The organism is Mogibacterium pumilum (assembly GCF_002243385.1).
In the GTDB taxonomy this organism is placed as follows: Bacteria; Bacillota; Clostridia; order Peptostreptococcales; family Anaerovoracaceae; genus Mogibacterium; species Mogibacterium pumilum.
This window is the reverse complement of record NZ_CP016199.1, coordinates 488696-490174: the sequence shown is the minus strand read 5'-3', so window position 1 is coordinate 490174 and position 1479 is coordinate 488696. Positions and strand designations below refer to the sequence as shown.

Here is a 1479-nt window from a genome sequence, read left to right as displayed (position 1 = left end):
TGTGGCGTTAGCATCTGCCACATCATCTGCAGAGAAGAACATGTCAGCTTCTTCATCTGGCTCGTCATCGATTGTATCAAATCCTAGCGTAGCGAGTTCTGACTCCAGGCTTGTCAGCTCTGAATTAACTGGAGCGGCAACCGCCTCCGGCTCTGTCTGTACAGGTTCCTGTACGAGTTCTTCTGCGGTCACAACATCTCTAGTTGGCAACTCTACTGTCTCAGATGGATCCTTACCAAGAAGCTCAGCTAGTCTCTTCTGAAGATTAGCGATTTCACTTTCAATTGCCTTAGCAGCTTCTGCGTCCTCAGCGGATTCAGCAGTTGCAGAAACTGCCTCTACTGTTACAGGTGCTGCTGTCGGTTCTACAACCGGTTCAGTCACCGGAGTTATAGGTTCAACGGCTGTAGCTGCTGGTTGTTCTGTCTTTTCAGCCTCTTCATCCATATATAGCTCTGAGTAGTTAACTGGCTCCTCATAAGGAACGTCTATATCTTCATCGCCAAATGCGAAATCATCTACTTCCTCTTCCTTAAGTTCTTCTTTAGGCTCGAGTTCGTAATCTGTCTCTGGCTCCTTGTTATCATCTGTAAGTTCATCATATGAGAATGACTCTGGTTCATCGTCATCATCGTCATCATCGTCAAACTCAAATGCTTCAGCTTCAGCACGTTCTTCAGCGCGTGAAACTCTGCTTGGTGTCACGTAGTCGAGGTACTGGCTTACAGTCTCCTCGTCTTCGTCTGTATCTTCAATCTTAACATCAAAATTGAATAGATCATCATCTGCTCTCTCTGCAGCAGCTTCTTCCTTATCATCCTCTTCGTCACGAATAAATGCAGAAAGCTCTGTCTCAAACTCATCTGCTGGAAGCTTGAACTCATCTCTAGTATCTGCAGCAGATACGTGAACCATGTCATCAACAAAGTTGTGTGGTGGCTCTGCCTGGAATACTTCCTCATGCGACTTGCGACGAGCATTCAGATACTCATCAAAATCTGCAGAAGCTGCATCTAATCTGTGCGAAACTTCCTTTTCATCCGTCTCGCTTGCCTGCTTCTCTAGCTCAGCAACGATATCATCCTTGAGCTCAGTGTATCCTTGAGTATGTTCTCTCTCTTCGTTAGGAAGAATAGAATCTCCAAAATCGAAGTCTGTCGAAACGGATGCTTCTTCAGCTTCCCTTGCAGCCTTCTCGCGCTCTTCCTTCTCCTGTTTCATAACCTCGATGAAATTCATTGTGCGTCCACGACCGGATGCCGGAGCAGCTGCGGAATCACGCTTAAGCATTTCCTCGAGCGAACCAGACTCTTCAGCCTTGTGCTCTGGCTGAACAGATTTAGAGCTCTCCCAATCACTATTAACAGAGCTGAACGACTGAGTAACTGCCTCAGTCTCTTCATCATCAATTCCAGTTGTTTCCCAAGGAGATCTGATTTTCCTAATAGGTTTCTTATGACTCTCCTCAATTACTGAACT

Annotated in this window: 1 protein-coding gene; it reads right to left on the bottom strand. The window is 46.0% G+C overall.

Annotation, left to right across the window (positions count from 1 at the left end; all coding sequences use genetic code 11):
* The coding region (locus AXF17_RS09165; protein ID WP_169711308.1) for a hypothetical protein at positions 1-1479 on the bottom strand (1479 nt) is incomplete at both ends.